The sequence below is a fragment of the Prochlorococcus sp. ALOHA_ZT_50 genome (genome assembly GCF_022447305.1).
Taxonomy (GTDB): Bacteria; Cyanobacteriota; Cyanobacteriia; order PCC-6307; family Cyanobiaceae; genus Prochlorococcus_A.
Map to the genome: position 1 here is coordinate 17,235 of NZ_JAKVCI010000002.1, position 25,435 is coordinate 42,669.

At 31.1% G+C, this 25,435-nt stretch carries 26 protein-coding genes; 15 read left to right on the forward strand and 11 right to left on the reverse strand.

Features of this window, described 5'->3' with window-relative positions; translation table 11 throughout:
- Complete coding sequence (gene purF / locus MK115_RS00500; protein ID WP_287608161.1) at positions 1-1,461, forward strand: amidophosphoribosyltransferase; 1,461 nt, start codon at positions 1-3, stop codon at positions 1,459-1,461.
- On the opposite strand, the gene MK115_RS00505 is transcribed toward purF, so the two are convergent.
- The 3 genes from MK115_RS00505 to queG all read right to left on the reverse strand — a co-directional run bounded on the left by MK115_RS00505 (position 1,458) and on the right by queG (position 5,793).
- Positions 1,458-3,899 carry a DNA gyrase/topoisomerase IV subunit A gene (locus MK115_RS00505; protein ID WP_287608162.1) on the reverse strand — a complete coding sequence of 814 codons (2,442 nt, stop codon included), beginning with the start codon at positions 3,897-3,899 and terminating at the stop codon, positions 1,458-1,460. The two genes, purF and MK115_RS00505, sit on opposite strands and share 4 nt — an antisense overlap.
- A 77-nt stretch (positions 3,900-3,976) precedes the next feature.
- Positions 3,977-4,840 (reverse strand): tetratricopeptide repeat protein, encoded by an 864-nt coding sequence (locus MK115_RS00510; RefSeq protein ID WP_287608163.1) that lies wholly within the window; start codon positions 4,838-4,840, stop codon positions 3,977-3,979.
- Positions 4,837-5,793 (reverse strand): tRNA epoxyqueuosine(34) reductase QueG, encoded by a 957-nt coding sequence (queG, locus tag MK115_RS00515; RefSeq protein WP_287608164.1) that lies wholly within the window; start codon positions 5,791-5,793, stop codon positions 4,837-4,839. Before queG ends, MK115_RS00510 begins: the two co-directional genes overlap by 4 nt.
- Positions 5,794-5,937: 144 nt before the next feature.
- On the opposite strand from queG, the gene MK115_RS00520 reads away from it, so the two are divergent.
- The 6 genes from MK115_RS00520 to MK115_RS00545 all read left to right on the forward strand — a co-directional run bounded on the left by MK115_RS00520 (position 5,938) and on the right by MK115_RS00545 (position 11,967).
- A complete protein-coding gene (locus MK115_RS00520) occupies positions 5,938-6,672 on the forward strand; it encodes a DUF502 domain-containing protein (RefSeq protein WP_011817485.1) in 735 nt (244 codons plus the stop codon).
- A gap of 3 nt (positions 6,673-6,675) precedes the next feature.
- On the forward strand, positions 6,676-7,293 hold the full coding sequence (gene nusB / locus MK115_RS00525; protein ID WP_287608165.1) for a transcription antitermination factor NusB: 618 nt from the start codon (positions 6,676-6,678) through the stop codon (positions 7,291-7,293).
- Between the two features lie 67 nt (positions 7,294-7,360).
- The gene (ftsY, locus tag MK115_RS00530) at positions 7,361-8,521 is read left to right on the forward strand and encodes a signal recognition particle-docking protein FtsY (RefSeq protein ID WP_287608166.1); all 1,161 of its coding nucleotides are present in this window, start codon (positions 7,361-7,363) and stop codon (positions 8,519-8,521) included.
- Positions 8,522-8,588: 67 nt separating this feature from the next.
- Positions 8,589-9,932: a PP2C family protein-serine/threonine phosphatase gene (locus MK115_RS00535; protein WP_287608167.1), complete on the forward strand. Its 1,344-nt coding sequence runs from the start codon at positions 8,589-8,591 to the stop codon at positions 9,930-9,932.
- A gap of 62 nt (positions 9,933-9,994) precedes the next feature.
- Positions 9,995-11,374 carry an argininosuccinate lyase gene (gene argH, locus MK115_RS00540; protein ID WP_287608168.1) on the forward strand — a complete coding sequence of 460 codons (1,380 nt, stop codon included), beginning with the start codon at positions 9,995-9,997 and terminating at the stop codon, positions 11,372-11,374.
- A 113-nt stretch (positions 11,375-11,487) separates the two neighbouring features.
- Positions 11,488-11,967: an RNA recognition motif domain-containing protein gene (locus tag MK115_RS00545; RefSeq protein WP_287608169.1), complete on the forward strand. Its 480-nt coding sequence runs from the start codon at positions 11,488-11,490 to the stop codon at positions 11,965-11,967.
- On the opposite strand, the gene dusA is transcribed toward MK115_RS00545, so the two are convergent.
- Entirely contained in the window at positions 11,964-12,968 is a 1,005-nt protein-coding gene (gene dusA, locus MK115_RS00550) for a tRNA dihydrouridine(20/20a) synthase DusA (RefSeq protein ID WP_287608170.1), read from the reverse strand. The two genes, MK115_RS00545 and dusA, sit on opposite strands and share 4 nt — an antisense overlap.
- A gap of 22 nt (positions 12,969-12,990) precedes the next feature.
- On the opposite strand from dusA, the gene msrB reads away from it, so the two are divergent.
- The 5 genes from msrB (at position 12,991) to rsgA (ending at position 16,574) form a co-directional block, all read left to right on the forward strand.
- A complete protein-coding gene (msrB, locus tag MK115_RS00555) occupies positions 12,991-13,485 on the forward strand; it encodes a peptide-methionine (R)-S-oxide reductase MsrB (protein WP_287608171.1) in 495 nt (164 codons plus the stop codon).
- A gap of 75 nt (positions 13,486-13,560) precedes the next feature.
- Positions 13,561-14,280, forward strand: a complete 720-nt coding sequence (gene grpE / locus MK115_RS00560) for a nucleotide exchange factor GrpE (protein WP_287608172.1) — start codon at positions 13,561-13,563, stop codon at positions 14,278-14,280.
- A gap of 29 nt (positions 14,281-14,309) precedes the next feature.
- Entirely contained in the window at positions 14,310-15,437 is a 1,128-nt protein-coding gene (gene dnaJ / locus MK115_RS00565) for a molecular chaperone DnaJ (protein ID WP_287608173.1), read from the forward strand.
- Positions 15,437-15,667 (forward strand): sulfurtransferase TusA family protein, encoded by a 231-nt coding sequence (locus MK115_RS00570; RefSeq protein WP_025879998.1) that lies wholly within the window; start codon positions 15,437-15,439, stop codon positions 15,665-15,667. Before dnaJ ends, MK115_RS00570 begins: the two co-directional genes overlap by 1 nt.
- Positions 15,657-16,574, forward strand: coding sequence for a ribosome small subunit-dependent GTPase A (gene rsgA / locus MK115_RS00575; protein ID WP_287608174.1), 918 nt, complete (start codon positions 15,657-15,659; stop codon positions 16,572-16,574). The genes MK115_RS00570 and rsgA overlap by 11 nt, the downstream gene beginning before the upstream one ends.
- Here rsgA and MK115_RS00580 read toward each other — a convergent pair.
- Genes MK115_RS00580 through murC form a run of 3 tightly spaced genes read right to left on the reverse strand, consistent with a single transcriptional unit; the run spans position 16,540 to position 19,227 of the window.
- Entirely contained in the window at positions 16,540-16,890 is a 351-nt protein-coding gene (locus MK115_RS00580; RefSeq protein WP_025880009.1) for a YbaB/EbfC family nucleoid-associated protein, read from the reverse strand. The two genes, rsgA and MK115_RS00580, sit on opposite strands and share 35 nt — an antisense overlap.
- A 17-nt stretch (positions 16,891-16,907) precedes the next feature.
- Complete coding sequence (gene murB, locus MK115_RS00585; RefSeq protein WP_287608175.1) at positions 16,908-17,801, reverse strand: UDP-N-acetylmuramate dehydrogenase; 894 nt, start codon at positions 17,799-17,801, stop codon at positions 16,908-16,910.
- A gap of 16 nt (positions 17,802-17,817) precedes the next feature.
- Positions 17,818-19,227, reverse strand: coding sequence for a UDP-N-acetylmuramate--L-alanine ligase (gene murC, locus MK115_RS00590; RefSeq protein WP_287608176.1), 1,410 nt, complete (start codon positions 19,225-19,227; stop codon positions 17,818-17,820).
- A 192-nt stretch (positions 19,228-19,419) separates the two neighbouring features.
- On the opposite strand from murC, the gene gap reads away from it, so the two are divergent.
- Positions 19,420-20,442: a type I glyceraldehyde-3-phosphate dehydrogenase gene (gap, locus tag MK115_RS00595; protein ID WP_025941106.1), complete on the forward strand. Its 1,023-nt coding sequence runs from the start codon at positions 19,420-19,422 to the stop codon at positions 20,440-20,442.
- On the opposite strand, the gene thiL is transcribed toward gap, so the two are convergent.
- Positions 20,443-21,429, reverse strand: a complete 987-nt coding sequence (thiL, locus tag MK115_RS00600; RefSeq protein ID WP_287608177.1) for a thiamine-phosphate kinase — start codon at positions 21,427-21,429, stop codon at positions 20,443-20,445.
- Positions 21,422-22,513, reverse strand: coding sequence for a peptidylprolyl isomerase (locus tag MK115_RS00605; RefSeq protein WP_287608178.1), 1,092 nt, complete (start codon positions 22,511-22,513; stop codon positions 21,422-21,424). Before MK115_RS00605 ends, thiL begins: the two co-directional genes overlap by 8 nt.
- A 43-nt stretch (positions 22,514-22,556) precedes the next feature.
- On the opposite strand from MK115_RS00605, the gene efp reads away from it, so the two are divergent.
- Together efp and accB are read left to right on the forward strand one after the other, a co-directional pair.
- On the forward strand, positions 22,557-23,117 hold the full coding sequence (efp, locus tag MK115_RS00610) for an elongation factor P (protein WP_025965121.1): 561 nt from the start codon (positions 22,557-22,559) through the stop codon (positions 23,115-23,117).
- The gene (gene accB, locus MK115_RS00615) at positions 23,117-23,623 is read left to right on the forward strand and encodes an acetyl-CoA carboxylase biotin carboxyl carrier protein (RefSeq protein ID WP_287608179.1); all 507 of its coding nucleotides are present in this window, start codon (positions 23,117-23,119) and stop codon (positions 23,621-23,623) included. The genes efp and accB overlap by 1 nt, the downstream gene beginning before the upstream one ends.
- Here accB and pdxA read toward each other — a convergent pair.
- Together pdxA and MK115_RS00625 are read right to left on the reverse strand one after the other, a co-directional pair.
- Complete coding sequence (gene pdxA / locus MK115_RS00620; RefSeq protein ID WP_287608180.1) at positions 23,600-24,634, reverse strand: 4-hydroxythreonine-4-phosphate dehydrogenase PdxA; 1,035 nt, start codon at positions 24,632-24,634, stop codon at positions 23,600-23,602. The two genes, accB and pdxA, sit on opposite strands and share 24 nt — an antisense overlap.
- A 20-nt stretch (positions 24,635-24,654) precedes the next feature.
- Positions 24,655-25,435 (reverse strand): NAD-dependent epimerase/dehydratase family protein (locus tag MK115_RS00625; protein WP_287608181.1); only part of this gene is annotated, 781 nt, incomplete at its 5' end.

Here is a 25,435-nt window from a genome sequence, read left to right on the forward strand (position 1 = left end):
ATGTGCGGAATAGTTGGAATCGTTTCTTCAAATGATGTAAATCAACAAATTTACGATAGTCTTTTGCTTTTGCAGCATAGAGGTCAAGACTCAACAGGTATAGCAACAATGGAAAATACTGTTTTTCATATACATAAGGTTAAAGGTCAGGTTAATACTGCTTATAGAACTAGAGATATGAGGAATTTAATTGGCAAAATTGGATTGGGTCATGTTAGGTATGCAACAAAGGGATCAGCAGAAAGTGTAGAAGAAGCACAGCCTTTTTATGTTAATGCTCCTTATGGAATTGTTTTGATACATAATGGAAATTTGACTAATACCAGAGATTTAGAAAAACAGTTATTTAATGTCGACAAGCGGCATACAAATTCTTCAAGTGATACTGAAATGTTGTTAAATGTATTTGCGACAGAATTACAAGAACAAATTCATAATCAAGAATTAGAACCTGATATTATTTTTAATGCGGTCAAATCTTTACATAAAAGAATTCAGGGGTCATATGCTTCAATTGCGTTAATTTCAGGACATGGTTTATTAGCATTTAGAGATCCTTTTGGTATTAGGCCTTTAGTCATAGGAAAAAGACTTTCATTAACCACAAAAAAAGAAGAATGGATGGTTGCAAGCGAATCTTTAGTACTTGAGAATAATGATTATGAAGTAGTGAGAGATGTAGATCCAGGAGAAGCTGTTTTTATAAATCTTGATGGGGAGTTTTTCTCTAAGCAATGTTCTGAAAATCCAATGTTATTTCCCTGTGCTTTTGAATATGTTTACTTAGCTAGGCCAGATTCAATTATGAATGGAATTTCAGTTTATAAAGCTCGTTTAAAGATGGGAGATTATTTAGCAGAAACAATAAAAGAAACAATCAATTCTGGAGATATTGATGTAGTTATGCCTATTCCTGATTCTTCTCGACCCGCGGCAATGCAAGTTGCAAGACAGTTAGGGATAGAATATAGGGAAGGTTTTTTTAAAAATAGATATGTTGGCAGAACATTCATAATGCCTGGTCAGCAGAAACGTAAGAAATCTGTAAGGCAAAAATTAAATGCCATGAGTGCAGAGTTTAAAAATAAAAATGTATTAATTGTTGATGACTCGATAGTAAGAGGTACTACTTCAAAAGAAATTGTCCAGATGGCTAAAGATGCAGGAGCAAATAAAGTTTTTTTTACATCAGCAGCTCCTCCTGTTCGTTATCCTCACGTTTATGGAATTAATATGCCTAATAGAGATGAATTAATAGCTCATAATAGGACAATAAGTGAAATCGCCGATAAACTTGAAATTGATAACCTTGTTTATCAAAGTGTTGAAAGTTTGCGTAAATCTATAATTGGTGATTCTCCTATTAAAGGTTTAGAGATGAGTTGTTTTACTGGTGATTATGTAACTGGAACAGTAAATCAAGAATACTTAAATTGGGTTGAAAATGAATATAAATCTTAGTCGAGAAAGTTTTCAAGTCGGAAACAATTTTCAAGGTATTCATCATTATCTAATTTTAAAAAATCAATTAAAAAGTTTGATTTATTGGATTTGAAATTTAATTTATTTAGGTCTAATCTTGCAGATTTATTTTTATTAGTTTCAATATCAAGGTAATGGTTACTTGCCATTATTTTGAGGAAGTAATCGTTTTTAAGTTGGGTTTTTTCATTCAAATATCCCAAACTGTATTCATTTGAGCAGTAAATTTCATTACTATTTATGCAAAAGATTTTTCCTTGTTTAGATATTAAAAAAATATTTTCTCCATCATTAAATGTACAACAAGAAACGATTTTTTCAGTTGGTAAAAGTTTTGCAATTATTAATCCTTGGGATTGTTTAGAAGTTGGCGTTAAAAATTTATTTGATAAATTAAATTTAAAAATTCTTCCTATCGAGGTTAATATTATTAAATCTTTGCTTTCATTAGAAATAAAAGAATCAATTGTTTTTAAATTATTTTTTAATTTTGTAATAGTGAAAGATCTATTACTTTTAATCATATCTTCATCAAATAAAACTTTTTTAAATCTTCCATCTGAATTTAATATGCATAAATAATTTTTAATTTCTTTTTTAATTGAATGAAAATTTATTATTTCACTAGGATGAATATTTCCAAGAATTTTATTATCTAATTTATAGTCTTTATTAATACTTGATTCCCAATCAATGTTAAATACTTTTCCTGTATTTGTGATTCCAATTAATTTTATATTTTTTTCAATATTACATATAAATTTTTGAATATTTTTATTATCTATAATTTTATTTACAACCTCAAATGATTTCTTGTAATTACCTAAAATCATCCTTTTTAAATAAAGTCTATTGTCTATGTATAATTTTGTTTTTTTATTTATAAAGTCTTCTAATATCTGATTATTAAGCGTTTCTAATTCTTCATTTTGATTTATATTTTTAATTATTTTTGTTTTACGTATAACATTGTATTTTTTCTTTAATATTAATAATTCTTCTATAAGTAATTCAAGTAATAATTCTCTTTCGTTCAACAATTTTTGAAAATAATTCTTTTTTTCTTCTAAATTTTTTATATCGTTATCAATTTGATTTTTTTCTAGATTTGTTAATTTTTTTAGTGGCATATCCAAAACTGAATTTGCCTGTTTTTCACTTAAGAAAAAATTTTCTACTAATTTTGATCTAGCTTGCACAGAATTTTCTGATTCTTCAATAATTGCGATAACTTTTTTTATGTTTTTTGTAGCTTTAGATAAACCTTCTGATATTTCTAGTTTATCAAGAGTGTTTTTTAGAAAATAAAAAGTTCTTTTTCTAATTGTTTCTTCTCTAAATTCAAGAAAATAGTTGAGATATTTTTTCAGATTTAGTTGTACAGGTTTGCCTTTAATTAAAGCTAAGAATATTGCGCCAAAGTTTGTTTGGAGAGTTGTTTTTTTATATAAATTAGAAATAACAAGTTCAGAATTAGAATCTTTTTTTAGTTCTATTACAATTCTCATTCCATCTCTGTCGCTCTCATCCCTAATATCAGAAATCCCAATAATCTTGCCTGAATTAACAAGTTCTGCGAGTTTTTCAATCCAACCTGCTTTATTAATTTGGTAAGGAAGTTCAGTAATGATTATTGCATTCTTTTTATGTTTCCCTTTGCCTAAATTTACCTCTTCCGTATTTACAACTCCTCTTATCGTTATAGATCCTTTTCCAGTTTGATAAAGTTCTTCTATTGCATGACTATAAATTAATTCTCCGCCTGTAGGAAAATCAGGTCCTTTGATAATGTTAGAAAGTTTTTTATCACTAATATCTTTATTTTTAACTAAGGCAACTAAACCATCTACAATTTCGCCTAGGTTATGAGGCGGAATATTTGTTGCCATGCCAACAGCAATACCTGATGAGCCGTTCAACAATAAAAATGGAAGTTGGGCTGGAAGAACATCTGGTTCTTTTTGAGAACCGTCAAAGTTATTTGAAAAGTTTACTGTTTCTGATCCAATTTCTTCAAGAAATCCTTTATGAGCTATTGGAGCTAATCTGGTCTCAGTATATCTCATTGCTGCCGGCGGATCATTATCCACAGATCCAAAATTCCCATGCCCGTCAAGAGTAGGATATTTAGTTGAGAAATTTTGTACCAGCTTTACCAATGCATCGTAAACTGCTTGATCTCCATGAGGATGGTATTTTCCAAGTACATCTCCAACAACTCTTGCACACTTCCTGAATGGTTTATCAGGAGTTAAACCTAATTCGTACATTGCAAATATGATTCTTCTTTGTACAGGCTTAAGACCATCTCTTGCATCAGGCAACGCACGTCCAACTATGACGCTCATTGCATACTCCAAATAAGAACGTTGCATTTCTTCTTGAAGCGAGATGGAAGTGAAGTTTTTCTTATCCATTAGAGCGCAAAATTGAATAATTATTAATTAACTAAATTAAGACTAATAGGTAAAACAATATTTACCAGTATTGAACATTAAGATGATTCAATTATTTTGGATTTTGCCAGTATTACATCTTTTTTTAGTTGTTCATTTTGTAAAAGAATTTCTGTAGAGGCTTGTAATTTTTCTCCCCATAACTGTTCTTTTCTATAATCATAATTGACATATTTGGGATCTTTAGCCAAAGCTTTTTTTGCTAGCTGAATTGCTAATTTATTATCTTGGATATTTATACATGAGGCTAGGCCTAGTAATGGTTCAGCATTCTCCTCGATTGAGATTGCACTTTCAAAAAGTTTGATTGCGAGATTCACTTTGTTTTTTTCGAAATAAGCTAAACCTTGATTATTTATTGCTTGCCAGAAATCAGGTTTAATTTTTATAGATTTATCAAACAATTTGATAGCTCCCAAATAATTTTTTTCCATTAATAAAATATTTCCTAATTGAAAAATAGCTTTGTGGTTATTAGGCTCAATCTTTATTCCTTTTTCTAAAGCACTCTTTGCTTTTGTTTGTTGGGAAATTTTTAAGTAAACATTACTTTTAGCAAAATATATTTCGCTAATATTTGAATTGATCTGTTCTGCTTTATTTAGAGAATTTAATGCGTTTTTGTATTTTTTGTTAGCTATTTGTGCTTCAGCCAAAATCAACCATAGTTTTTCATCTTTTGCATTTATTTTTACAGCTAATTTGGCTAAGTTAAGACTGTCTTCATATTGACCAAAATAAAGTAGTTGATATGCATTTTTGCCAATATATAAACTTTGCTTTTGTAAATTTTTTATTGTTGGGAAATAATAATAGGGAACTATTGCTCGAACTATTTCTATTTGAAAAAAGTAAAAAGAGATCAAGAAGATCCAGATTGTTTTTTTTAAAAACTTCTTCATATTTTAATTTTTTTATTATTTATATTTGCTTGTATGTTTCTTTTCCACATCCATGGTTTAATTCTTTTTAAAGTAGTTCCTTTAAGATTTTCTTGCCACGTTTTATCGTCCCAATTGAGGGACTCAATATTAAGATTTTTAATCCATTCTTTCGGTGTAGTTTCATAATTATTGTTGTATGGCACTGATTTATTCCATGGACAAACATCTTGACAAATATCACATCCTGCAACCCATCCACCTAAATTTTTTTCTATTTTCTTTGGAATAGTTTTATCTCTGCTCTCTATTGTGTGATACGCAATGCATAGATCTGATTGTATTACAAAGGGTTCTACTATTGCCTTTGTGGGACAATGTTCAATACAAATATCACATTTTCCACAAAGTGATTGATGAGGTTTATCTGGCATTAAATCTTTTGTGAGAATCATAAAACCCAAAGTAAACCAAGAACCATTTTTTTTGCTGATTAAATTACTATTTTTACCTATCCAACCAATCCCTGCCTCCTCTGCCCATGCTTTTTCAAGAAGCGGAGAGGTATCAACACATATTTTCCATTTGCAATCAGGGATTTCTAGGTTGATCCATTTACCAATATTCTTTAATTTTTTGTGAATCACTTTATGATAATCCTCACCTTGGCTAAATTTAGCTACCTTGAGGAAATTGTTGTTGTTGTTTTGTGAATTAATGTAAGTAAATCCAACGCTTAAAACACTTTTTGCATCTTCAAAAAGTGAGCCTATATTTTTTCTTTTTTCTGCTTCCATCCATTTCATTTCAGCATGGTGGTTATTTGATAACCATCTTTCTAATGCATTAGTTCTTAATTTTACGCGCGAACTACCTGGTATTGAAGCTATTCCGGCAACTGTAAAACCTTCAAAAATAGCTCTTTCTTTTAATTTTTTACTTATTTCTTTTTTGTCTTGAATCGTATCAATCATTTCTTTTTCTTTATAGCATTTCTTTTAAAAGTTATTTTTGGAGAATAAACTTATAAATAAAATAGATATATTTAAGAAAAATATATCCTAACTTAGTAAAAACAGTTAAATTATTAGTAAAGTTAATATAGTTAAAACGTTATTTTGGTTGAATCTAATCAAAATCAAGATTCGAATTTAGGATCTAGGCTTCAACAAGATCTCAAAAATGATCTTATTGCTGGGTTGTTAGTTGTAATACCCTTAGCAACAACAATCTGGCTGTCATCATTAGTTAGTAAATTTGTTTTAACATTAGTTACTTCAGTTCCAAAGCAACTAAATCCTTTTATTACTTTAAATCCTTTATTACAAGATTTAATTAATCTTACTTTAGGTTTAACTGTTCCTTTATTAGCTATTTTGCTTATAGGCTTGATGGCGAGAAATTTTGTAGGAAGATGGTTATTAGAATTTGGAGAGGGTACTTTATCAAAAATTCCAGTAGCTGGAGCGGTTTATAAAACTCTTAAACAATTGCTAGAAACTTTTTTAAGTAATAAATCTAATAGATTTAGAAGAGTTGTTTTAGTTGAATATCCTCGTGAGGGACTATATAGTGTAGGCTTTGTAACTGGAGACGTAGGACCTTCTCTACAGCCAGAATTGGAAGAAAAGTTACTTAGTGTTTTCATCCCTACAGCACCAAACCCAACTACTGGTTGGTATACACTCGTTCCTGAGTCTTCTGTTAAGGATTTGGATATTTCTGTTGAAGATGCTTTTAGAACAATAATTTCGGCTGGGATAGTTAATCCAGATGAGAAAAATAACACCACAAATCCAACATTTTCAAAATTGTTTTCTCAATTACGAGCTTCCACTAATACTTCTTCTTAATTGATGCATAATAGATCCCTTTCTAGAGAATTATCTTTAATTTCTCTTGGCCTTATAAAAGATAAAGGTGATTTTAAATTAAATAAATTTCAGATAGAAGAAATTTTTGAATCTGCTTTGGATTCTCTAATAAACCATTGCAGAGAGGAATTAGATAATTGCGAGTCAGAGTTAGAAAATGCTTCACAAAAAATATTAGATAGTGAATTGCAAGAAGGTGTTGATTCCTCTTATTCAAATGTTCGAGATGAGTTAAAAAAATCTCTGACAAAAATTGAAACCGTAATGAATACACTCTCTGTCACTCTAGACTTTCCAAAATTAATTGTTTCTAGCGGTCAAATAGATATTAGAGAGGATGTAAATCAAAGGATTTGTAATATAATTAATAATCTTAAAAGTATTGATTCTGATATTGATCAAGTAATGGATGGCTGGAGATTAAAAAGATTACCAAGAATTGATAGGGATATTCTGCGTCTAGCTTACGTGGATATCAATTTTTTGAATACACCTGTCGCTGTTGCTTGTGATGAGGCTGTTAATTTAGCTAATAAATATAGTGATTTGCAAGGAAGAAAATTTATTAATGGAGTTTTAAGGAGATTACAAACAATTTAATTGTCATAATTATTTGATATAAATAAATAGTATTTAGAAAAATTTTAATTACGAACTATAGATAATAATGACTAATACTGATTCTGATAATTCTCGTGAATGGGCTGCACAAGCTTATGCACTTTTAAAAAAACGACAGGAAGAGCAAAAGCAAGAATTAGAGAAACAGGAAGAGCAAAAGCAAGAATTAGAGAAACAGGAAGAGCAAAAGCAAGAATTAGAGAAACAGGAAGAGCAAAAGTCTGCAATGGTATTAGCTGCTCAAGGAAAAAAAATAAATCAAATATCGATTGATGAAATTGATTGGTTAACTAAATTACGGAGAGGATTAGAAGAAACCCGAAAAGGATTTGTTACTGAATTATTGGATAAATTGGGAGATGATCCTCTTACTCCTGAATCTCTTGATGATTTAGAGACTTTATTAATAAGAGCTGATGTAGGGATTGATTCAACCGATAAAGTTATAAGTTCTCTTAGAACAAAATTAAACGAGGAAGTCGTGGGTGGAGAAGCAGGAATAAAATTCTTGAAGAAGGAATTAAAATTAATTATCGATAAACCAATAAAAAATTCGGGCTCTGATCTTTTAGTTCCCCAAAAGGGTAAGTTAAATGTCTGGTTATTAGTAGGAGTTAATGGTGTTGGTAAAACTACTACATTAGGAAAATTAGCATATTTGTCATCAAAAAGTAATTATAAAACTTTGATTGCTGCTGCTGATACTTTTAGAGCGGCTGCAGTAGAACAACTTAAAGTATGGGGAGATAGAAGTAATGTTGACGTTATATCTAATCAATCAAAAAATGCTGATCCAGCTGCTGTAGTTTTTGATGCAATTAATTCTGCAAAAAAAAGAAATGTTGATTTATTACTTGTTGATACAGCTGGTAGATTGCAAACAAAAAATAATTTGATGGATGAATTAGCAAAAATAAAAAAAATTATTGATAAAAAGGTCCCAGATGCAATTGTTGAATCATTATTAGTTTTAGATGCAAGTCAGGGACAAAATGGCTTAAAACAAGCAAAAAGTTTCGCTAAATCAGCAGATTTAAGTGGAGCAATTATTACTAAATTAGATGGCACTTCTAGAGGAGGAGTCTCTTTAGCTGTATCTGAAGAAGTAAATTTGCCTATAAGGTTTATTGGAGCTGGAGAAGGTATAAAAGATTTGAGACCATTTAATAGTTATGAATTTGTAGAGGCTATGCTTGCAGATAAATAAATATTTAATTAATTTTTTTTAAAAACTTAAATTTAATGTTAAAACATATTTATCTATTAGATTTGTTTTGACAAATAATCAAAAAGAAAAAATATTTTCGAATAAATTTATCCAAAATTTTTTAGAAAATGATTCTAAAGTAACTCTAAAAAATAAATATAAATTTGCTGAAATTGCATCTTCATTAGCATATTATTTAAAATCATTTTCCAATATAAATAAATTACTGGATTATGTATGCTTAATTTTTAAACATATTTTTTCTGAGAATATAATTTTAATTATTCCTTTAAATTATGAGGGGGAGATATGGAATGAAAATATAAAAATTTCTTCTAATGATGAAAATTTAGCATTACGAGAAGAAATTAATAGTTTTTTGAATCAATTTCATTTTTCAAAAAATTTTAAAATAAAAGAAATTCTAACTTTTGAAAATGCTTTAAAAAATAAATTTAAAGAGCATAAAATTGAAGCAAAAAAAATAATATCCAGAGGCAAATGTAGAGGATTTATTTATATTTTTAGCGAAGATATTTCTAGACAGTCGATTACTGAAGATAGTAATTTTAATTTTATTGAAAATTGTCTAGCTGTTGGATTAGAAAATCACTACTTAATAAAAACAAAGAAAAAGCATGAAAATGTAGATAGAGAAATTTCTACTGGTGCTGAAATTCAATCTCAATTACTCCCGGATTATTGTCCAATTATCCATGGTATAGACCTGGCTGCACATTGTAGACCAGCTCTTCAGCTCGGTGGAGATTACTATGATTTTATGTGCTTAAAGACGAATATCTCTGAAAAAAGGAAAGAAAAATCAAGATGGGCCTTTGTAATAGGTGATGTCATGGGTAAAGGGATTCCAGCCGGTCTTTTAATGACTATGTTAAGAGGAATGCTACGTGCAGAGGTTCTTACAGGTCTGCCTCCAGATAGAATTTTGCATGATTTGAATCAACTAGCAATAAATGATTTAGATCAATCGCATAGATTTGTGACATTATTTTACTCAGATTATGATCCTAGAACTAGAAAATTGAGATTCGCTAATGCAGCACATAATCCTCCTCTGCTTTGGAAAAGTTCAGATCAGAAAATTATTAAATTAGATGCAGAAGGATTTGTACTTGGACTACAAAAAGATGCTGAATATCATTGTGGTGAAATCAAGCTTAATCAAAATGATTTAGTTCTTTATTACACAGATGGAGTAATTGATACTTCTAACTCTTTAGGACAAAGATTTGATGAGGAAAGATTAATTAAAACCCTTACAAAATTATGCAAGCAATCTTATACATCCCAAGAAATTTTAAATAAAATATTTAAAAAGTTAGATGATTTTACAGGGCAAAATAGACATCTTGAAGATGATGCCTCGATGGTTATTTTTCAATTGAAATAGATATTTTTTGTCACTTATATAAAAAAATGCTTTATTAGAGATACTTAAAGTTACTAATTGATATGGCAAAAGTTTGGAGTAAAAGGTTTGATAATGCACTTGACCCTTTTATTGAAAAGTTTAATGCCTCAATTGGTTTTGATAGAAAGCTTATTTTAGAAGATTTAGATTGCTCGATTGCTCATGCGAAAATGCTTGGCAAAACAAAAGTTTTATCTTCTTCTGAAGCTTTGCAAATTATTAATGGTTTAGAGTTAATAAAAGTTGAGTATTTGGAGGGTAAATTTTCTCCTAGTCCACCTTCTGAAGATATTCACTATTGCATAGAAGAAAAGCTGATAAGTTTAATTGGTGAAACTGGAAAAAAATTACACACAGGTAGAAGTAGAAATGATCAAGTTGGTACAGATATAAGATTGTGGCTAAGAAAAGAGATTGACAATATTGAAATTTTAATAACCGATTTGCAAAAATCCTTCTTAAATCTTGCGAAATCCAATATTTATACCTTAATTCCTGGATATACCCACATGCAAAGAGCTCAACCATTATCTTTGGCTCATCATTTATTGGCTTACATAGAAATGCTCCAAAGAGACCGTGAAAGGTATAAAGAAGTACGCTCAAGAGTTAATATTTCTCCGTTAGGAGCTGCAGCATTAGCTGGAACAAAAATAAAAATAGATAGGCACTTTACAGCTGCAGAATTGGGTTTTGAAAAGATTTATAAAAATAGTATTGATGCAGTAAGTGATAGAGATTTTTGTATAGAGTTTGTTTCTGCATCTGCTTTGTTGATGTCTCATTTAAGTAAAATTTCAGAGGAAATAATTTTATGGGTAACTGATGAATTTTCTTTTGCAAAATTAACAGATAAATGTGCCACAGGAAGTAGCTTAATGCCGCAGAAAAAAAATCCTGACGTTCCAGAATTGATAAGAGGTAAGACAGGAAGAGTGTATGGACATCTTCAGGCATTGTTAACGATGGTCAAAGGGGTACCACTTTCATACAATAAGGATTTTCAAGAGGATAAAGAGCCAATATTTGATACTGCAGAAACAATATCTTCTTGTATTAAAGCAATGACTATTTTAATTAATGAGGGCATTGAATTTAATATTAAAAATTTATCTGATTCTGTAGAAAATGACTTTTCTAATGCTACTGATTTGGCAGATTACTTAGTTGGTAAAGATGTTCCTTTTAGGACCGCCTATCAAGTTGTTGGTCAAATGGTTAAATATTGCCTGGAGAGAAAAATGTTATTTAAAAATCTCAAAATTGAAGAATTTAAAAAATTTCATCCCGAATTTGATGAGGATGTTTTTGTGGATCTTAAACCTCTTAATGTCGTTAAATCAAGAAATAGCGAAGGTGGTACAGGTTTTGTTCAGGTAGAAAAAGAGGTAAATAATTGGCAAAAAAGATTGTTACTTTGAATCTCAATTATTTTTCTACAACAAGGGTATGCTTTGAAGTAGAATAGTAGAGCAATATTATTGAGACTACTTAGTGTAGTTTTTTTTAAGGTAAATTTTTTGTTGAGTTTAAAGTGAGTATTTTTGTTGGCAATTTGCCGTTCCGCGCAGAGCGTGAAGATGTTATACAGTTGTTTGCCCCTTTTGGTGAAGTTTTAAATTGTTCTCTTCCCTTGGAGAGAGATACTGGAAGGAAAAGAGGATTCGCATTTATTGAAATGGCAGATGAAGCGATTGAGTCAACAGCTATTGATGGTTTGCAAGGCACGGAACTTATGGGTAGACCATTAAGAATTAATAAAGCTGAGCCAAGAGGTTCTGGTGGATCTCGTAGAGGAGGAAGAGGCGGCTATGGTGGCGGTGGCAACAACGGCGGCTACGGTGCGGGGAAAAATGGATCTAATAGCTCTAACGCTAATAAATCTTCTGGAGCAGAAGGTTGGGAAGACAGAAGTTATGGAAATTCTTCTGATAACTCTGAATATGAAAATGGTAGGAGCAGAAGAAAAAGGGGAGTGTCCAATGAGAGCAATGCTTCAAACGAGACAAATTAGTAACCCATTTCTTCAAGCGCTGTCGTTAATTTAAATAGATATTCAATATTTAATTCTTTTTTTATAGATTTATTTGAAATTTGATTTCTCCAAATTTTAGCTTTTGGTATACCTTCAACTAAATTTATAAGATGTTTACAAATATCCCAAGATTTTCCTCCATTACTTAAATGCGCTTCTATGTATGGAATTAAGGAGAATATAATATTTGAAGCAGATTTGGGTTTTTTATTAATTCCATAAATCTTTTGATCAATTTCAGACCATCTCAAGGGATGTTTATAAATTGACCGTCCAATCATGACCCCATCAAAATCATTCAAGGCTTTTAATGATTCATCGATATTTGTTAAACCCCCATTGATTTCTATTAATAATTCTGGATTTGATTTTTTCAATTTTTTTACTACATCATAATTTAGTGGAGGTATGGTCCTATTTTGTTTTGGATTTAGACCTTTTAATATGGCTTTCCTTGCATGAACTGTAAATCTGTCTGCACCAGCATTTGCGATAATTCTTACGAAATTATTCAAATTAACGAAACTATCATCATTGTCTACACCGATTCTGTGTTTGATCGTAACCGGTAAGTTGCAATTATTTTTTAAGGATTCTATACATTTTGCTACTTTTTCAGGTTCTTTCATAAGTGAAGCGCCAAAATTTCCAGAACAGACCCTTGGACTAGGACAACCAACATTAAAGTTTATTTCGTCATAACCCCAATCCTGTGCCATTTGGGCTGCCTCTTTAAGGATTTTAGGATCGTCCCCTCCAAACTGAATTGATATCGGGTGTTCTTCATCATTAAAATCTAGAAAATTTTCTTTTTTATTCGTATAAACTAAACTCTGGGCCACAATCATTTCCGTATACAAGAGAGCTTCAGAACTTATTTTTCTCATTATCATTCTGAAATGTTTATCAGTACAATCCATCATTGGAGCAATACTTAATTTATGAATATTTTTAATAGAATTAGGCTGAATGAAATTCATTACTTTTTTGTGATTTAAATATATGAATCAATTTCTATCAAGAAGAACTTTTATTCTAATTCCTACTATGTCAATCTTAAAAATAATCTTTAAGCCTATGCAAGTATTAGCATCTTCACTTGCTTCTAAAGAAGAGTGGAATTTATCAAAAGATGAATGGAAATCTAGGCTTAGTCCAGAATCTTATTATATTTTGAGGGAGGAAGGGACTGAAAGAGCTTTTAGCAGCCAATTAAATAATGAGAAAAGAAAAGGGATTTTTCACTGTGCAGGATGCGATTTGCCGCTTTTTTCCTCAGATAAAAAGTTTGATAGTGGTACAGGATGGCCAAGTTTTTGGGATTCAATTCAAGGATCAGTAGAAACAAAAGTTGATTTCAAGTTAATTGTCCCTAGAACCGAATATCATTGCTCTAGATGCGGAGGTCATCAAGGACATGTCTTCAATGATGGGCCACTTCCCACTGGCAAAAGATACTGCAACAATGGATTAGCATTAAGGTTTGTTCCTGACTAAATATTTGTGCGGCCTTCCGCAACTTGTTTTGTGCATCACTTTATTGGAAAATAGTTTTATTAAATTTTTAGAAAAATGATTGAAAATCAATCAGACAATATTGATATTAAAGAAAATGATGTTTCTAATCAGGATAATGTTCCTGAGGATATATCATCTACCCAAAATTCAACTACCGAAAATGATGAATTATCTTCTCAAAAAACAGAAGAAATAAATACTGAAGAATTAAAAAATACTATTTCAAATAATGATGCAAGATTAGAACAATTAGAAAAAGAGCATGAAACATTAAAAAATCAATATGTAAGGATTTCAGCAGATTTTGATAATTTCAGAAAAAGGCAGTCTAGGGATCAGGACGATTTAAAAATCCAACTTGTTTCAAAGACTTTAACTGCAATACTTCCTATTGTTGATAATTTTGAGAGAGCAAGACAACAACTTAAACCAGAAAGTGAAGAAGCTCAAGCTCTTCATAGAAGTTATCAAGGATTGTATAAACAACTAGTAGAAGTTTTAAAACAACAGGGAGTTTCACCCATGAGAGTTGTTGGTCAGCAATTTGATCCAAACTTGCATGAAGCTGTATTAAGAGAACCTAGTGAAGAGTTTGAAGAGGATTTTATTATTGAAGAATTGCAGCGAGGATATCATCTAGAAGGTAAGGTTTTGAGACATGCATTGGTTAAGGTTTCTATGGGACCTGGCAAACAAAATTCACAACAGGAAGTAGAAAAGGATACAGTTGAAGGGGATATTGATTCAGAGGTAAATACTTCTGAAGATGTATAAATTCCAAATTCTTATTTGAGCATTATCTAATGGCTGATTTTTACCAAATACTTGGAGTTTCAAGAGATGCTGATGCTGACACCTTAAAAAGGGCTTATAGAAAATTAGCAAGACAATATCATCCTGATGTTAATAAAGAACCTGGTGCTGAAGATAAATTTAAAGAAATTGGCAAGGCTTATGAAGCATTAGCTGATCCTGAAACTAGAGCTAGATATGATCAGTTTGGAGAGGCTGGTCTTGGAGGTGCAGCTGGAATGCCTGATATGGGCGATATGGGTGGCTTTGCAGATTTATTTGAAACCTTTTTTAATGGTGGCTTCGGTGGACAAAATCCACAGGGAGGAAGAACTCAAAGAAGAGGTCCTCAACAAGGAGATGATTTAAGATATGACCTTAATGTTGATTTTAAAGATGCAATATTTGGCCAACAAAGAGAAATTACAATTCCTCATCTTGAGACATGTGAAGTCTGTAGGGGAACAGGTGCCAAACCAGGAACCGGACCAAAAACTTGCACAACTTGTGGAGGAAGTGGACAAGTTAGAAGAGCTACGAGAACACCATTTGGCAATTTCACACAAGTAGCTGAATGTCCTTCATGTAATGGAACTGGTCAAATAATCTCAGATCCATGTACAAGTTGCGGTGGTAATGGAGTAAAGCAAGTCAGAAAAAAATTAAGAATTAATATTCCTGCAGGAGTTGATACTGGCACTAAATTAAGAGTTTCCGGCGAGGGAAATGTTGGTTTGAAAGGGGGTCCACCTGGAGATCTTTATGTTTTTATAAAGGTTAAGAATGATTCAAAACTTAAAAGAGATGGTGTAACTATTTACTCAGAAATAGCAGTGAGTTATTTACAGGCTATTTTAGGTGACACTGTAAAAATCACTACAGTTGATGGAGATGTTAATTTAAAAATTCCAAGTGGTACGCAGCCAAATACAACTCTTTCACTTGAGAATAAAGGGGTACCTAGACTTGGTAATCCGGTTGCGAGAGGAAATCATGAAGTCTTAGTAAAAGTAAAATTACCAACTCGTATAACCGACGCAGAACGAGAGCTTTTAGAGGGTTTAGCTTCTCAATATTCAGATAAAAATATTAATTCCAGTAGTGGACTTTTTAGTAAATTATTTGGTAAAGAATCTTAATGACTTCCTTAAAGCATTTGGATCTTAAATCTGTTCCATGTCCTTTAAATGTTGTCAAAATTAAATTGGCTTTGGAGAAGTTATCTAAAAATGAACAACTTATTGTTGAACTAGATAAAGGTGAACCAGAAGAAATGGTATTAAACAATTTAAAAGAGATGGGATGTTTGTTTAAACAAATCAAAGAAAATGAAAAATTTATAAAAATAAAAATATTGAATGAAAACTAATAGTAAATATTTAGGTTTAGTTACGAAAAAATTTAATGATTTTTTTTTAGTTGATTTAAAAAATCAAGAAAACTCTGGAAATAGCGAGAAATTTTTATGTAAGGTTAAGAAGTCTATAAATTTCAAGGATCAATTAATTTATGTTGGAGACGAAGTAGCGATTGAAAAAATTGATTTTAAAAGTAAACGCGCAGTAATAACAAGTCTAAAAAAAAGAAAAAATCTTTTAGTTAGACCCTCAGTTGCAAATATTTCTAACATATACGTTACTTTTTCCGTTGAAGAACCAGAGTTAAATTTATCTCAAGTTAATAGGTTTTTGATATCAGCAGAATCAATGGGAGTTGAAGTCTCATTAGTTTTGACAAAGTGTGATTTAATTTCTGATAAAAGAAGATCATATCTACTTGATAAATTTGAGAAATGGGGTTACCAAGTAATAACTTTAAATTTACAGAAATCTGATTGTTTTAAAAATTTATTAGCTGAGTTAAAGCAAAAAGAATGTTCAATTTTTATGGGTCCATCCGGAGTTGGCAAAACTACTTTGCTAAATATGATTATTCCAGGTCTTCAAAATAGTACTGCTCCAGTTTCCAATAAAATTAAGAGAGGAAAAAATACTACTCGAAATGTTGAGTTATTTTCTATATCGAATCAAAGTTACATTGTGGATACTCCTGGTTTTAATATGCAACCTCTAGAGGTTGATATTAAGTTGTTACCAAATCTTTATTCAGAAATATATAAACAGGTAATCGAAGAAGGAATTAAGTGTAAATTTCGTAACTGCTTACATTTAAACGATGAGGGATGTAATTTAAATAAATCCTTCGAAAGATATTCTTTTTATAAAGAAATGATTGAGTCTTCTAAGAGTCACTATTATCAAAACCAGGAAGATTAAGATTTAATCCACCAGTCAAATCATTCATCCTTTCTTTCATAGTTGTAGTTGATAATTCATGAGCTTTTTGAATAGCTTGTAGAATGTTTTGCTCTATTTGTTCTTTATTTGCATTTAAGATATTTTCTTGTACTTCTACCTTTAAAGGAAGTTGGTTTCCACTTATCCAAACTTTTATCATTTCATCATCACTTTTGCCTTCAATCTCCATATTTTCAAGTTCATCTTGTAATTTTTGAGCATCTTGCTGAATTTGTTTAGCTTTTTTAAAAGCTTCTGTAAGTTGTCCAAAGTTAGGAAGTCCAAAACCCGCCATTTTGTAAAAACGTTTCTTTAGTTAGGATAGTCAAAACCAATCATTCTTACTTCCGGTTGCAAATAAATCCCTTTGTTTTGTAGTACTTTTTGTTGAATTACTGTTATTAATTCATAAATATCTTTTGAACTTGCTGAAGAAGTGTTAATTATAAAATTTGAATGCATTGTAGAAATTTCAGCACCGCCAATTTTAAATCCCTTTAAACCCATATCATCAATTAATTTTGCTGCATAATTATTTTCAGGATTTTTAAAAACACTACCAAAACTTGGTTGATGATATGGTTGTGTTTCTGTTTTTAATTTAAGGTTATTTTTGGTTGTTTGAATTAATTGTTCTAGATTTCCATTAGGTTCAAAATGTAATCTTGCACTAATAATTGTTAAATCATTTCTTTGAAAAGAGCTAAATCTATACTCAAAATTGATATCTTTTTTTTCAATTTCAAGTTTTTCAAGAGTTTTATTATTAATAACTTTTACGGAAATAAGATTTTTTGCTAGCGATAAATTACCTGTGCCAGCATTCATATAAATTGCTCCTCCTAATGTTCCTGGAATTCCGACAGCCCATTCCCCTCCTTGTAATCCATTTTTAGCAAGAGAATTAGATAATGTTGGGAGCATTACACCTGCTTCCGCTTCAACAATTCCTGAATATGGCTCTATCTTTAATGATTTCAATTTTTTTGTACAAACAACTAAGCCTTTTATGAAAATATTATTTATTAAAAGATTTGAACCTGCGCCAATTATTTGACATCTTTGTTTATTTAAATTAGCCCATTTTATTAGATATGAAAATTCTTCAATGCTTCTTGGCTCAGCAAAATATTCAGCTACTCCTCCCACTTTTATAGTTGTATAACTACTTAAATTACAGTTTTCAGAAAAAATTTTTTTATTCATAAATTAGTTATTAATTTTAATTATTTTTTTCATTTAAAATTGACCAGAAATTATGACAATCACCAGCTCCCATATTCAAAATTAAATCCCCTTTTTGAGTTAATTCGTAAAAATTCTTTGTAACTTCATAATAATTATTTATGTAACTAACATTTTTATTTTTTTTATAAATCAGATCAGTGATAATTTTCGAAGTAATTTTATCTTCGTTTCCTTCTCCTGCTCCATAAATACTGGTTACATAAATAACATCTGCTTTTGATAATTCTTCAGCGAATTCTTTAGTAAATTGCTTTACTCGAGAGTATCTATGAGGTTGAAATATAGCTATTAATCTACTTTTTTGACATTCATTATTATGTTTTTGCTGAATCAATAATCTTCCTAATTTAATCGTCTCTTTTATTTCGTTTGGGTGATGTGCATAATCATCATATAAACTTCTTTCATCTATTTGGCCTCTGAATTCAAATCTTTTTTTTGGCAGTTTCAGATATTTTATATTTTTCTTAATTTCTATAAAATCTACTCCTATCATTCTTGAAGCTGCTATTGCTGCGGTGATATTAGATAGATTGTGTAATCCTGGAATTGGAATATTTAAACTACTAATAAAATTTCCATTTTCATAATATTTTCCAATTGTATACTTTGAATTAATTTCAGTCGGAATTATTGCATAAGCTACGTTTTTAGCCGTAGTGTTTGACCACTTACAATTAGAATAAAAATTATTTCTTGAGGTTTCACAATCAAAATTAAGTAGTAATTTTTTAGAGTTTTTAGCGAAACTTTTAAAAGAAGATATGACTTCACTTAAATTAGAAAAGTGATCGCAATGATCAAAATCAATGTTATTGATTATTCCAATATCAGATTTATATTTGTCAATAGTCCCATCAGATTCATCAACTTCAGCTACTAAGTATTTTGTATTTTCTAAATGACAATTAGAGTTGTAAATAGGAATTATTCCTCCAGTTATTGAAGAAGAATTACGTGTACATAACTCAAGTATCGTAGAAAGAAATGTACTAGTTGATGTTTTTCCGTGGCTGCCTGCTACCGCCAATGCAGTATAAGTGCGCATTAGCATTGCAAGTATCTCTGAACGATGTTTTATTGATAAATTTTTTTCTCTGCAGTACGAAAATTCTTCATTTTCTGGCTTGATCGCGGAGCTTACAACAAAATTAATCAATTTGTTGGTAAATTTTGAAATAACAAATTCAATATTTTGTCGAACTTGAGAAGTAAAGATTACTGCACCTAATTTCTCTAATTTATTAGTTTCATCGTTTTTAACTAAATCAGATCCTGAAACTGAACAACCTTTTTTAAGTAAACCTATTGCTAATGCTGACATCCCAATACCTCCAATCCCAATAAAATGAAAATGACTTTTCAACAGTAATTTTTTATCCAATGTTTATCTTTTACTTAAATCAAAATAACTTCTAGGTAAAATTTTGCTATTTTTTCTTAAAAAAAATGTTTTTTTTTCTTGAATTAATACAAAACTAGACTTATTTGCTTAATAAATCAAAAAAACCTTACGTTATTGCACAAAATTCAGTATGATCAGCAACTTAGGTTAATCATTTAGAAATTATTAGTTATGACTTTGCGTGTTGCAATTAACGGCTTTGGCAGAATTGGTCGAAACTTTATGCGTTGTTGGCTTAGTAGAGGGGCTTACACCAATATTGAAGTAGTTGGAATTAACGTTACCTCAGATCCTAAGACTAATGCTCATTTATTAAAATATGACTCAGTCCTTGGTCAACTTGATGGTGTTGATATTCAATATACTGATGATACTTTTGTAATTAATAACAAGACAATTAAATGTTTCTCTGATAGAAACCCAATGAATCTCCCTTGGAAAGACTGGGGTGTAGATTTGGTTATTGAATCTACTGGAGTATTTAATACAGACGTAGGTGCAAGTAAGCACTTAGAGGTAGGAGCAAAAAAAGTCATCTTAACTGCTCCTGGTAAAGGCGATGGCGTTGGTACTTATGTAGTTGGAGTCAATGCTGATACATATAAACATAAAGATTATGATATTTTGAGTAATGCTAGTTGTACAACGAACTGTTTAGCTCCAGTAGTTAAAGTTTTAGACCAAACTTTTGGGATTAACAAAGGTTTGATGACTACAATTCATAGTTATACAGGGGATCAAAGAATTTTAGATAATAGTCATAGAGATCTAAGAAGGGCTAGAGCCGCTGCTACAAACATCGTTCCTACTTCTACAGGAGCTGCAAAAGCAGTAGCTCTGGTATACCCAGAAATGAAAGGCAAATTAACAGGAATTGCAATGAGAGTTCCAACTCCTAACGTTTCAGCAGTAGATTTTGTTTTTGAATCTTCTAAATCTGTCACAGCTGAAGAAGTCAATAATGCTCTCAAGGAAGCATCTCTAAGCTCAATGAAAGGCATTATTAAGTATGGAGATGAACCATTAGTGTCAAGCGATTATGCAGGTACCAATGAATCATCAATTGTAGATAGTGACCTTACTATGTGTATCGGAGATAACCTTGTAAAGGTGCTTGCATGGTACGACAATGAGTGGGGTTATAGTCAGAGAGTTGTAGATTTAGCAGAGATTGTTGCTAAAAATTGGGAGTAATTAAAAGTGTTTGAAAGGTGTGTTATTAAATAATTTGTTTTTTTTATTATCTTTAAATTCTATTGATGGTTCACCATCAGCAAAAAAACCAATCTCGTTAATATCTTTATCAAGTTTAGATAAATTCTTTGCCCATTTTTTTGGCAATGAGAAAACTAATTCATAATCTTCACCTCCAAAAAAATAATATTCGTCCCATTTATCTCCTTTAGGCCAATCCTTATCTTTAGGTATTTTTTCATAATTTATGATCGCTTTGCAGTTGCTAGCTATTGCTAAATCTTGTAAGGCTTGAAATAGACCATCACTGCTATCAGTACATCCTATTCTCCTTATATTTTTATTGGAGCGAGTTTTGAGGAGATTATTTAGAAAATTTGGGTAAACTCTAGGGCGACAAAAATGTTCAATGGACTTAATGATTAATCTTTCATTAAGAGAAAATTCATTATCGAAATTAATTTTATTTTGTATCAAAAATCCCAGTTTGCTAAGACCATGAATTCCTGTAGTTAAGATTATATCTCCTGGTTTACATGCGTTTCTTCGTAATTCAAGTTCACCTTGAATTCCAAAGGCCGTAATTGAAATGATTTTTTCATTCCCCTTTGAGCAATCTCCCCCTAGAATCAATCCGCCATATTCTTTTAATGCTTTATTTATTCCTTTGTATACTTCTTCAACCCAAATCCACTCAGTTCTAGCAGGTAGAACTAGGCTTATTGTAATACCTATAGTTTTCTTGCTTCCACTGGATAATAAGTCAGAGATGTTGCTAACAACTGCTTTCCACCCAAGGTCCCTAGGACAAATAGTAATGTCATTGAAATGAACATTTTCTACCAAAGAATCAGTATTAACAAGTAAATTTTCATTTTTAGTTTTGATTAAAGCGCAATCATCTGAAATTTGGTTTTTAGGCATAAATTTTCCTAGCCTATTTATTAATTCTTTTTCCCCTATATCTTCTAATATTTCTTTATGCATTTAATTTGAGGTTTTCAATCCCTTCTAAAACATCAATTGAAATTATTGTGTCATCTTTAGTTAGCTCTTCTAATACATCAAATCCATCTACAACGTAACCAAAGGCAGCATTCCTCCCGTCAATTAAATTGCGACCTGCTGGATTTAATTCTGCTTCATATAAAAAGAAGAAAAATTGCGATGAGCCATCATCAACTGCGGTATTTGAATGGGACCATCCTAGAGTTCCAAGTGTTGCAAAAGGTAATGTTGGCGTCTCTGTGTAAAGACCTAAATCTTCAAAAGTTTGATTATAAAAAGTATCTTTTTCATCAGGAATTCTAATTTCTAAGGGAACGTGACGTTCTTCGTTTGTTTCAGGATCTATGTAACCAATATCTTCACCAATTGGATCACCTGTTTGCAGTACAAAAAATTCTTCTGCTCTGTTGATAGGTAAATCTTTGTAGAAGTTTTTTGAAGATAAATCTATAAATGCTCCTGCTGTAAGTGGGGCGTTAAATCCATCCACAATTGCTTGCATATCTCCTTTGGAGGTTTTTATATTGACTTTTGCTCTGCCCAGTAATCTTGGTAAATTATCAAATTCCTGGGGAATAGAGTATGGAAATTCATTTGGTAGAAAATATTCTTCTAATCCACCTATTTTATCTAAAGCATCTCTTCGGGTCGCTATAAATGAGTATTTATCCTTTGATTTAGAGTAATCTTGAAGACTATCAAAATTTTCTTTGAGCTCTAAAAATGTTTTTTCAGCAATTTTCTTTTTATCGTTTGGTAATTCTTGAATAATTTTACTCTGGTATTTTTTTAGTAAAGATTGACATTTTGTAACAGTTTTCGTAAGAGCGGGCCATCTTCCTCCTCTTACAAGGTCACTAGTTTCTTCCAATTTGTGTTGAATTTCTTGTAACTCAACTTGCTTGATAGGGAGTGCGTTTCTGAGGATTGCATTAGGGTCTTTTACTGCATTTCCAGTAGGTAAATCAGCTAATACTTGAATAGGTTTTAAGAGAAAAACCTGTAAAATTACAATCGATAGAATTAAGAAAAGTTTGTTCTGATTTGATAAGAATTTTTGCATAGCACTCTTGCAGGTTTATGATCCTTGGGGATGTAATACAGGAATGATTTCCAGTAACGATTTTCGCACAGGTACTACCATCGAATTGGATGGACAAGTTTGGCGTGTTGTAGAATTTCTACATGTCAAGCCTGGCAAGGGTTCTGCTTTCGTGCGAACAAAATTAAAATCAGTTCAAAGCGGCAACGTGGTTGAAAAAACTTTTCGAGCCGGAGAATCAGTACAGCAGGCTATCCTTGAGAAGTCTAACCTGCAGCATACTTATGTGGAGTCTGGTGATTATGTTTTTATGGATATGACAAGTTTTGAAGAGACAAGACTCACCTCTGAACAAATCGGTAAAGGTGCAAAGTATTTGAAAGAGGGAATGGAGGTTAATGTAATTTTTCATAATGGTAAAGTTTTAGAAGTAGAACTTCCAATATCTATTACTTTGAAAGTTACAGAGACTGATCCTGGAGTTAAAGGTGATACTGCTAGTGGGGGCACGAAACCAGCTATTCTAGAAACAGGTGCTCAAGTTATGGTTCCTTTATTTATTTCTGTGGGAGAAATGATTAAAGTTGATACTCGTAATGACAGTTATCTTGGACGTGAAAATTAATGGCTATGAAATTAGATCATGATGACTTAAATCGCTTAATAGAGAAAATCTCTACAAGTGATATACAAGAGTTCTCGCTAGAGGGAGAAGATTTTAAACTCGAAATAAAAAGGAATGTATTTGATCAGAATCAAGTTATTAATAATTTAGTTTCTAATACTTCATTTGATAAGCAGACAATTGCTAATCAAAAAACTATTAATGATAATATCCCAGTTGTTAATGAGCCTGAAGCACCTCAGGTGGCACCCCCAGGACGTTCTGACCTAACTGAAATTACTTCTCCTATGGTTGGGACATTTTATAGGGCTGCAGCGCCTGGTGAGGAGCCATTCGTCGAAGTAGGAAATAACGTTAAGGTCGGTCAAACTATTTGTATTTTGGAAGCAATGAAGTTAATGAATGAAATTGAATCTGAATTTAATGCTGAAATAGTAGAGATTCTCGTTGAAAATGGAACACCAGTTGAATTTGGTCAAGTTTTAATGCGTGTTAAGCAGTCTTGAATTGTTAGTCATTTCTACGGCAGCCTTAATAGCCTCAATCATGCTCTGAGATTGAGCAATTCCTTTGCCAGCAATATCAAATCCCGTTCCATGATCTGGAGATGTTCTTATAAAAGGTAAACCGATTGTGGTATTGACTGAGTAATTAAGAGCTATCACTTTCATTGGTATTAAACCTTGATCATGATACATAGCAAGAATGCCATCATGCTTTTCAGCATTTTTGTCATTCCATGCTTTTACCGAAGAATTCCAGCAACTATCTGGTGATAAAGGGCCAAATAATCTAATATCTTTATTCTTCTCATTCCACGCAATTAATGCATCATTGAGCCAATCCTTTTCTTCATGACCTAAAAGACCTTCTTCGCCGGCATGAGGGTTTAATCCTGCTACTTTTAAAGTAGGTTTATCAGTATAGGTATTACAAAAATCTTTGAAAAGATCCAATTTAGAGTGGATTAATTCTGTAGTTAATTTCTTGGGAACCTCAGAAAGGGCTATGTGGGTTGTAGCTAGTAAAGTATTAAATCTCCAACCTGTAATTGGTGATTTTGCTGTGAATAACATTCCAACGTTTTTTACTCCACATGATTTTGCTAGTACTTCAGTTTGACCAGAGAAGTAATGACCTGCTAGAGACCATGATTTCTTGCAAATTGGTCCAGTTACAAGTGCTGAATTGGGATATTGTTTTACAATTTCTATTGCTTTTGTTAAATATTGGAAACTTGAATTACCGTAACTTGATTTAGGGTCATTATCTGATGAAGAAATTTCGAGATCATGTATCTTTAAATTTTTAGGATTTGCAAGGTTTTCTAATCCTAATGACCTAAGATTTTTATATGTATTTTGTAGATTTTTTTTTGATCCAACTAATATAAAGTCAATATTTTTTGGTATCTGATTAGAACAAAGTGCTTTTAAGATTATTTCAGGTCCAATACCTGACTCATCCCCGACGCTTAATACTATATTCAATATTTTATTTGTATTTTGAAAATTCATAAAAAGTTTTAATATATTTTTTAACTATTCAGATAGCAATTTTTTAAGCCTATTTTATAGTTTTTATAAATTAGTTTATATCCAAGTGTTTCGCATAAAAGTTTATTAGAAACTCTTCTATTTTCCATCCAAAAAGATTGAGCGATAGGTGATAATTCATCTTTTACATCCTCAAATAATATTGGCTTTGGCATTGTTAAACCAAGTAAATCGTAGCAATATTGAATAACTTCTATTTGAGAACAGGGTTCATCATCTGCAATATTAATAATTTGGTAAAACTTTAAGGAATTTTTGTTTTGTAATAGATAGATAATTGCATTTGCAATATCAGCAACATGAATTCTCGAAAATACCTGATTTTTTTTTGATATAACGCGAATTTTTTTATTTTTTATTGCTTCAAAAGTGGATCTTCCAGGTCCATAAATACCGGGTAACCTAAAAATTTGTACAGGTAAACCAGATTCAATCCATTCTTTTTCACAATTTAACCTCTTATGACTTCTTTTTTGAAAAGGGTTTGGTTCATCAATTTCAGAAACCCACTCACCCTTTGTGTTTCCATAAACTCCTGTTGTAGATAAATAGCCAACCCATTCAAGAGATAAACTTTTTAGTTTATTTTTAAGACTTCTTAATACTGGATCATTTCCATTTTTGTCGGGAGGTATGCAACTAAGAATATGTGTGACTCCATCAAAAATTTTTTTATCAGGAATAATGTTATTTTCACTGTCGAATACGAAACTATTTGGATCTTTTTTTTCAGATCTCGAACTTGTTAAAGCAGTATAACCT

Coding starts and splice junctions, on each gene's coding strand:
- purF (WP_287608161.1), top strand. CDS start 1: ATGTGCGGAATAGTTGGAATCGTTTCTTCAAATGATGTAAATCAACAA.
- MK115_RS00505 (WP_287608162.1), bottom strand. CDS start 3,899: ATGGATAAGAAAAACTTCACTTCCATCTCGCTTCAAGAAGAAATGCAA.
- MK115_RS00510 (WP_287608163.1), bottom strand. CDS start 4,840: ATGAAGAAGTTTTTAAAAAAAACAATCTGGATCTTCTTGATCTCTTTT.
- queG (WP_287608164.1), bottom strand. CDS start 5,793: ATGATTGATACGATTCAAGACAAAAAAGAAATAAGTAAAAAATTAAAA.
- nusB (WP_287608165.1), top strand. CDS start 6,676: ATGCATAATAGATCCCTTTCTAGAGAATTATCTTTAATTTCTCTTGGC.
- ftsY (WP_287608166.1), top strand. CDS start 7,361: ATGACTAATACTGATTCTGATAATTCTCGTGAATGGGCTGCACAAGCT.
- argH (WP_287608168.1), top strand. CDS start 9,995: ATGGCAAAAGTTTGGAGTAAAAGGTTTGATAATGCACTTGACCCTTTT.
- dusA (WP_287608170.1), bottom strand. CDS start 12,968: ATGAATTTCATTCAGCCTAATTCTATTAAAAATATTCATAAATTAAGT.
- msrB (WP_287608171.1), top strand. CDS start 12,991: ATGAATCAATTTCTATCAAGAAGAACTTTTATTCTAATTCCTACTATG.
- grpE (WP_287608172.1), top strand. CDS start 13,561: ATGATTGAAAATCAATCAGACAATATTGATATTAAAGAAAATGATGTT.
- dnaJ (WP_287608173.1), top strand. CDS start 14,310: ATGGCTGATTTTTACCAAATACTTGGAGTTTCAAGAGATGCTGATGCT.
- MK115_RS00570 (WP_025879998.1), top strand. CDS start 15,437: ATGACTTCCTTAAAGCATTTGGATCTTAAATCTGTTCCATGTCCTTTA.
- rsgA (WP_287608174.1), top strand. CDS start 15,657: ATGAAAACTAATAGTAAATATTTAGGTTTAGTTACGAAAAAATTTAAT.
- MK115_RS00580 (WP_025880009.1), bottom strand. CDS start 16,890: ATGGCGGGTTTTGGACTTCCTAACTTTGGACAACTTACAGAAGCTTTT.
- murB (WP_287608175.1), bottom strand. CDS start 17,801: ATGAATAAAAAAATTTTTTCTGAAAACTGTAATTTAAGTAGTTATACA.
- gap (WP_025941106.1), top strand. CDS start 19,420: ATGACTTTGCGTGTTGCAATTAACGGCTTTGGCAGAATTGGTCGAAAC.
- thiL (WP_287608177.1), bottom strand. CDS start 21,429: ATGCATAAAGAAATATTAGAAGATATAGGGGAAAAAGAATTAATAAAT.
- MK115_RS00605 (WP_287608178.1), bottom strand. CDS start 22,513: ATGCAAAAATTCTTATCAAATCAGAACAAACTTTTCTTAATTCTATCG.
- efp (WP_025965121.1), top strand. CDS start 22,557: ATGATTTCCAGTAACGATTTTCGCACAGGTACTACCATCGAATTGGAT.
- accB (WP_287608179.1), top strand. CDS start 23,117: ATGGCTATGAAATTAGATCATGATGACTTAAATCGCTTAATAGAGAAA.
- pdxA (WP_287608180.1), bottom strand. CDS start 24,634: ATGAATTTTCAAAATACAAATAAAATATTGAATATAGTATTAAGCGTC.